The following is a 7,858-nucleotide window of genomic DNA, read 5'->3' on the forward strand; positions in this document are numbered from 1 at the left end:
TTTTATAGATAAGTATTCTGTGTCTAAAAGAACACTACAAAATGATTTTTCGTATTTATCTAAGGTATCTAGTAATAAAGGTTTTAATATAATACAAAAAAGAGGATTAGGTTATTTATTAGAGGTTGAAGATAATACTTTATTTGAAAAATTTAAAGTTGAGTTATCTGAGTATCTAGACCAACCTAAGTCAAACGTCGAAAGTATAATTTCATGTATTATCTTAAATGAAGATTATATAACTATAGACAAGATACTAGGAAGATTAAGGACAAGTAGGTCGGTAGTAAAAGGATATAAAAAAGATATTGATTCTTATTTAGAAAAATACAGTCTTAAGCTAGAAAGAAAATCTCACTATGGATTAAGAATTATGAATAGCATGAAAGAAAGAAGAGAATTGATAGTAGACCTTTATATAAAAGAAAATGAAATTATAAAAGAGTATATTGATAGTAGTTTGGAAAACGATTTTAAAAAAATACAGGACAAATTTATCAGTAAATTAAAAGAAAATAATTTAGTCATAAATTATATGGAACTAAAAGAAATACTATCTTGGTTAAAAGTAACTATGTATATAGATAAGCAAGCTAGATTATTAGAACTAGATGATAGCAACAATGAATATGGATTAAATTTATCTAGTGAAGATTACAAGATATTACAATATTTGATAAAGAAAAAAGCTAGGAAAAAATTTAGCAGACAAGAAAACATAGATAGTTTAAGAGATGGTTTAGAAGATTTCTTAGAACAATTTGATAAAGAAAATAATACATATTTTAATGAAGATGAAGAATTTAAAAAATCATTACTAAATCATTTAACAGAATTGTTGAAGAGGTCCACTTTTAGTATATCTTACCAAAACCCACTTATAGATGAAATACAAATCAAATACCCAGTTGCTTTTAATATGGCTATATTACTAGGAAAAATGATGTATAAAAAGTATAATGTTGAAATTCAACGGGATGAAATTGGATTTATAGCTACATACTTTGCTATGAATATGGAAAAACAAGCTATCTATGAATTTAGAAAGTATAATTCAATAGCAATAGTATGCTCATCAGGTGGTGGGAGTGCTCAGTTAATAAAATTTAAGATAAGTAGTTTATTTGAAAAAACTAATATAAAAACTTTTTCGCTTATACAGATGAAAGAATTAGAAAAATTTAATCCAGATATTATCTTCTCGATTTGTGAACTAGATATAAGACTAGAAGTACCTATTATATATATAAAAGAACTTTTAGATGATTATGATATTTTAAGAATCAAAGAGCTGATTATGTTTGAAAAATTTAAGGAGTATTCCTTAGAAAATAAAGAACAAACTTTTATCAGTAAATTTTTTAGAAGTGACTATTTTAATATAGACAATGATTCAAGCGATTATATTAAATGTCTAGGGGATATGTCCAAAAATATAGAATTAAAAGGTGCAGGAAATTATGGATACTCTGAAAAGGTTTTGAAAAGAGAGTCATTTGCAACGAATATATATATAAATGGAGTTGCAACACCTCATCCTATAGATATTGATGGAAATGAGAATGTAATTTCAGTAAAAATTTTACAAAATCCAATAGTATTTGAAGGTAAAAAAGTTTCTTTAATATTTATGATTTGTTTAAAAAAAGAAAACATTGGACTTTATAAAAAAATTAGTAGTAGTTTATATGAAATAATGAGTGATATAGAAACTGTTCGATTACTTATAAACGCTAAAACATTCAAAGAATTTGTGGCTTTAATAAATCAAAGAATATAGAGGGTAATTTTATGAGTATAAATTATTTAAAAAAACTATGTGAAGCAGATGGAATAGCTTCAAATGAACAAGAAATAAGGAGTATATTATCTGAAAATATAAATGGAGAAGTTAGTTTTGATAACTTAGGAAGTATGATAGTTCGCCATAGAGGTGATGGATTGAAAATGATGTTTTGTGCTCATATGGATGAAGTTGGATTTATGGTAAGACATATAAGTGATATTGGAATGTTACATTTGATTAATGTTGGTGGAGTTAAAGATAGTGCAAAGTCGTTCCAAAAAGTAAATGTGACCAAAGTTGATGGAACTAAGGTAAAAGGACTTATGAATTGTTCATATGATGAAAATCACAAAGTAAAAGACATATATGTAGATATGGGAGTAAGTACAGCTAAAGAGGTTGAAGATTTAGGTATAAATATAGGGGATATGGTATGCTTTACTAGTGATAGTGAGATGTTAACTGAAAATGTACTTATGGCAAAGGCTTTAGACGATAGAATAGGATGCTATGTACTTAAAGAGATAGATAGAAAAATTAATCAAATAAAAAAGAATGACAATGATACATACCTTGTATATACAAGTTCTGAAGAGGTTGGAATAAGAGGTGGCAAAACAGCATCAGAAGTAGTGAATCCTGATATAGTGTTTGCTATAGATGTTGCCTGTGCACCAGATTTAATTAGAAATTATACCAATCAACGCAAATTATCTAAAGGATGTATGATAGTGCATTATGATAAAACAATGATTCCTAATAAAAAATTCTTGAATTATATGAAAAACTTAGCCACTAAGTATGATATAAAATTTCAATGTGACATGTTTAGTGGAGGAGGAACAGATGCTGGAAATGCACATCTAGTAAATAAAGGAAAACTAGCTATAGTTTTAGGTGTTCCCTTAAGATACTGTCATGGAAACTATTCAATGGTAGATATAAGAGACGTTGAAGAGGTTATCAATTTATGTACTGCTGTTATTAATGATATGAATATAGAGAAGTACAATGATATATTAAAATTTATTTAACAACATAGGAGGTAAGCATGGAAAATCTAGAAATGAAAATAATGGAGATAATAGTTTCTTCAGGGGATAGTAAAGCAAAGTCATTTGAAGCTTTAAATAAAGTGAAAGAAGGGGACTATCAAGGAGCTAGAGCTTGTATGGAAGAAGCTAGAAAAATAGACATAGAAGCACATAATGCACAAACTGCATTAATACAAAGTGAATTATCTGGAGATTGTGAAAGCAAGTCAATGGTGAGTTTATTAATGATGCATGCTCAAGACCATTACATGACTTCACAATTATCTAGAGACTTAATAGAAAAATTAATAGATGTATTTGAATCTAAGGAGGCGTAAAAATGAGAATAATATTATGTTGTGCAGGTGGATTTTCGACTACAATGTTAATGAAAAACATGGAGAACACTGTAAAAAATAGTAAAAAATTAAATACTGAGGATTTTGAATTTAAAGCAATACCAGTAGATTTATTAAAAAATGAGGTTGATAACTGTGATGTATTAGTTATAGGACCACAAATAGCTCATAGACTTGATTACATAAAGCCTATATTAGAACCTAAAAATGTACCATATGTAGTAATAGATCAAAATACATATGGGAAAATGGATGGTGCAACTGCACTTAAGATGGCATTAATAGCTCACAAAAAAGCTAATATGTAACACTTAGTAAAGTATAATATATGACTAACAGGGGGGAAAATAATGTTTGAAAAGTTCGAACAATTTATGAATAAACATCTTACACCGATTGCACAAAAGATGGACAAACAGCATCACTTAAGTGCAATTAAAAAGTCAATGGTAGCAATGACTCCGATACTTATAATAGGAAGTTTAAGTCTTGTACCAGAGGCGATAGGAAACTTAGCAGAAAAGGCTATGGGACCGAATGCTATAACTTCATTTATAACAAATAATATGGACTCGTTACAACTTCCATTCCACTTAACTATAGGAATGATGGGATTTTTAGTATGTATGTGTATAACATATTTTCCTTCAGAACACTATAAGCTTTATGTGCCAGGAGCAATGTCATTAGCTGCTGTTGGTTTCCTTTTAATGAGTTTCAATTTCACTGAAGATGGTGGAATGGATATTAAATATATGGGAACTAAAGGTCTGTTTATAGCGATGGTAGCAGGTGTATTGGCTGTTGAATTGTATAGATGGTGTAAAAAGAAAAATTTCACTATACGTATGCCAGAAAGTGTACCTGATTTTGTATCAAGTTCATTTGAATTAATACCTACGACAGTAATAATAGTTGGAGTATTTATGGGTATAAGAATAATTACTTTAGAAGTATTTGGGGTACTACCTCCAGAAATACTTACTCAATTTTTAGCTCCATTAGTTGGTTCTTTAGATAATCCATTTACATTTGCATTTATAACATTCTTAGGAATAACATTATTCTTCTTTGGAATACATCCATCGGTATTATCACCAATAACAGCACCAATAACGGCACAATTCTTAGCTGAAAACTTGGAAGCTATGGCAGTAGGACAATCACTACCACACTTCTATACAGGAGGAATGGTAAGTGCATTTGCAAACTTTACAGGGACAGGAGTAACATTTGGTTTAGTATTTTGGTATTTAATGTCTAAGAGAGTAGACTTTAAGCGTATAGGTCAAGTTTCTTTAGTACCAGCATTATTTGGTATAAATGAACCTATATTATTTGGTGGACCAATAGTTTTAAACCCAACATTCTTTTTACCTTTTGTAATTGGAGGAACTATACTAGGAACATTCCCAGCATTCTTAATGCATGCAGGAATATTAGCAAAGCCTTTTTTTAATCCTCCATATTTAGGAGTATTTATAGAAGGATTCTTAGTAAATGGACATTGGTTAACTCCAATAGTTCAAGCTGGACAAATGATAGGATCTATATTAATATGGTATCCATTCTATAAAATGTATGAAAAACAATGTAATGAGAGATATGATAAGCAAGCTCAAGAAGTTCAAGAAGAATCTGTAATATCTCAAGAGGACTTAGGTTTATTAGGTGATTTAGATTTCTAGAAATATAATTTAAGCATATAAATAAAAGCTATGAAAATAGAACTATAAATCTATATTCATAGCTTTTATTTTATAGAATAGTAAGACATTTTAATAGGAGGATAAATAAAATGGAAAGGATAAATAAAATAAAAAAACTATTAAATGATTTAGAATTAGATGCGATACTCATAAAGTCAAAAACTACTAAAAAATATTTGCAGACTTTAACAGGAAGTGGCGTAAATATTTTAATAACAAAAGATAGTCAATATTTAATTTTAGATGGAAGATATACAAACGAAGCAAAGAGTATGAATTTCTTGTTTGAAATAATAGAAAATACTCCATCAAAATCTAATAAATCACACTTTGATATTGTATATGAGATTTTTAAGGATAATAAATATTCAAAGCTTGGAATAGAATCTCAAGCATATTCTATATCAGATTATAAAGAATTAAATAAATACGATTTTAAACTTACTTTAATAGGTGATGAAATAAATAAGGTAAGGATTATTAAAGATAGAGAAGAAATAAATATATTAAAAGAAGCTTGCGAAATTACAGATAAAATATTTGAAAACGTATTAAAGCATATAAAAATTGGAGTCAGTAAAAATGAGATAAGTGCTTTTGTTCATTTTTATTCACTAAAATATGGAGCTAGTAAATTATCTTTTGATCCAGTTATAACATCAGGAGTGAGAACAGCACTTCCTCATGGAAGACCAACAAGTAAAAAAATAGAATCAGGAGACACTATTATGATAGATTTTGGAATAGAATATAAAAACTATCAATCAGACATGACAAGAACTATATTTATAGGAAAACCAAACCCCAAAATGTTGGAAATATATAATATAGTAAAATTAGCCCAACAAGTTGGAATAGGTAATATAAAAGAAGGAAATAAAGCTAGAAATATAGACTATAAAGTAAGAAAAATTATAGATGATGCAGGATATGGTAAATATTTTAATCATGGATTAGGACATGGGATAGGTATAGGAGATGGGTGTGAATATCCATTTTTAAATGAAAGTTCAGAAACTATATTATGTGAAAATATGGTTATGTCTTGTGAACCTGGAATATATATACCTAACTTAGGTGGAGTAAGAATAGAAGATGATGTTTGGATTAAAGATGGGATAGGAACTATACTAAATAAAACAACTAAAGATATAATTATATTGGAGGATTAATATGAAGCACAATTTTGATGAAGTTTATAACCGTAAAGGTACTTATTGCACACAATGGGATTATATACAAGATAGATTTGGGAAAAAAGACTTAATTCCATTTTCTATTTCAGATACAGACTTTACAGTACCTAAGCCAGTATATGAAAAGTTACAAGTGATGTTACAGCATCAAATATATGGATATTCCAGATGGAATCATGATGATTTTAAAGGGAGTATTGTAGGGTACTATAATAGACGATTTCAAACAAAAATAGAGAATGATTGGGTATTATATAGTCCATCAGTTATGTATTCAGTATCAGTACTGCTTAGATTACTTTGTAATAATAAAAAGAAAGTTGCTACATTTAATCCTATGTATGATGCATTTTTTAGTGTAGTAGAAGAAAATGGATTTGAGTTAGAAAAAATACAATTGCATGAAAAAGATGGCAAATTTAATATAGACTTTAATGAATTTGAATATAGTATAAAAAATTGTGATGTATTATTGCTATGCTCACCTCATAATCCAACAGGTAAGGTTTGGAAAGAAATTGAATTAGGATTTATAATAGGTACTTGTAAAAAACACAATGTAAAAATTATAAGTGATGAAATACATTCTGATATAATCATGGGAGGAAATAAACATTTACCAATAGTTAAATATTTAAATAAATACAAAGAACTATATTTAGTATCTTCTGGAAGTAAAACATTTAATTATCCAGGATTAATAGGTTCATATGCTGTTATACCAAATAAAAATATATATGATGAATTTTTAGCGATAACAAGAAGAAGAGATTTTCTAAACTCTGTAAGTTTGCCAGGTATGTATGCAACAATGGTTTCTTACAATGAATGTGATTATTATATAGAACAACTTGTTGAATACATAGATAATAACTTAAGTTATGTATCACAGTTTATAAAAGAGAATTTTGAAGATATTAAATTTACAAAGCCCGAAAGTACATATTTGGCCTGGATAGATTGTAGAGACGTTCCTTTTACTTGTGAAGAAATACAAGAGTCTTTAATTAATATTGGAGGAGTAGGAATAATGAGAGGAGAAGTATATGGAAGTGAGAAATATTTAAGATTAAATTGTGGATGCCCAAGAGAAAAACTAAAAGAAGGTCTTGAAAGATTTAAAAAGGGTATAGACTATTTATACTCTAATAAAACATCTTTTGTTAATTTATAGATATCATAACTTATCATATTTCTAGTTTCTTTATATGTTCCACAAAATAGTATAATGGCAGTACTTGGGCTATCAGGAGAAAAGGGAACTTCGAATATAATAAATGGACTTATAGTGATGTTTATAGCATTGATTGCTCCATTTATTATGACATATATATTTGGAGTTGAAAAAAACATTAAGGAAGGTATAGACAAATAATTAAATGGGTTAAACTACAGGAATAATAAAACTTCTTGACCTATAAAAACTGAGTAAATAATAGTTATAGAATAAGTAAAATAAGTACAATTTAAAACTTTAAAAAATAACAACTCTTAAATATACAAAACTTTAATAAAATATATAAATAAAAATATATTTTATTAAAGTTTTGTATATTTTTTGCTTTATATAAAGGATAAAAATTTACATTAAGGAGTTAAAAGTTTATTAGGATTATAGTTAGTAAATGATATGATTGATAGAATAGATATAGTAAAACAATCTAGTCTTATATTGTAATGCTTATTAAAGAATATATTTTATGTTATAAGAATTTTTTTAGAGAGGGTTATATAAAAGGTAATAAAAAAGTAGTTTTATAATAGTATTTGTAAC

Annotated in this window: 8 protein-coding genes; all 8 read left to right on the plus strand. The window is 27.5% G+C overall.

Annotated elements, in window-relative coordinates; translation table 11 throughout:
- Positions 1-1,780: PTS sugar transporter subunit IIA (locus tag KGF50_RS19090; protein WP_227849528.1), on the plus strand; the 1,780-nt coding region annotated here is incomplete at its 5' end.
- 11 nt (positions 1,781-1,791) lie between these two features.
- The gene (gene ypdE / locus KGF50_RS19095; RefSeq protein ID WP_227849529.1) at positions 1,792-2,820 is read left to right on the plus strand and encodes an aminopeptidase; all 1,029 of its coding nucleotides are present in this window, start codon (positions 1,792-1,794) and stop codon (positions 2,818-2,820) included.
- A gap of 17 nt (positions 2,821-2,837) precedes the next feature.
- Positions 2,838-3,158: a PTS lactose/cellobiose transporter subunit IIA gene (locus KGF50_RS19100; protein WP_227849530.1), complete on the plus strand. Its 321-nt coding sequence runs from the start codon at positions 2,838-2,840 to the stop codon at positions 3,156-3,158.
- Positions 3,159-3,160: 2 nt separating this feature from the next.
- Positions 3,161-3,487, plus strand: a complete 327-nt coding sequence (locus tag KGF50_RS19105) for a PTS sugar transporter subunit IIB (RefSeq protein ID WP_227840520.1) — start codon at positions 3,161-3,163, stop codon at positions 3,485-3,487.
- 42 nt (positions 3,488-3,529) lie between these two features.
- Positions 3,530-4,867 carry a PTS transporter subunit EIIC gene (locus tag KGF50_RS19110; protein WP_227849531.1) on the plus strand — a complete coding sequence of 446 codons (1,338 nt, stop codon included), beginning with the start codon at positions 3,530-3,532 and terminating at the stop codon, positions 4,865-4,867.
- A gap of 110 nt (positions 4,868-4,977) precedes the next feature.
- Positions 4,978-6,060: a M24 family metallopeptidase gene (locus tag KGF50_RS19115; RefSeq protein ID WP_227849532.1), complete on the plus strand. Its 1,083-nt coding sequence runs from the start codon at positions 4,978-4,980 to the stop codon at positions 6,058-6,060.
- 1 nt (position 6,061) lies between these two features.
- Positions 6,062-7,258: an aminotransferase class I/II-fold pyridoxal phosphate-dependent enzyme gene (locus tag KGF50_RS19120; RefSeq protein ID WP_227849533.1), complete on the plus strand. Its 1,197-nt coding sequence runs from the start codon at positions 6,062-6,064 to the stop codon at positions 7,256-7,258.
- A 54-nt stretch (positions 7,259-7,312) separates the two neighbouring features.
- Positions 7,313-7,459 carry a hypothetical protein gene (locus KGF50_RS19125; protein ID WP_227849534.1) on the plus strand — a complete coding sequence of 49 codons (147 nt, stop codon included), beginning with the start codon at positions 7,313-7,315 and terminating at the stop codon, positions 7,457-7,459.
- Positions 7,460-7,858: the final 399 nt, after the last annotated feature.

This window comes from Clostridioides sp. ZZV15-6598, assembly GCF_020657705.1.
In the GTDB taxonomy this organism is placed as follows: Bacteria; Bacillota; Clostridia; order Peptostreptococcales; family Peptostreptococcaceae; genus Clostridioides; species Clostridioides difficile_F.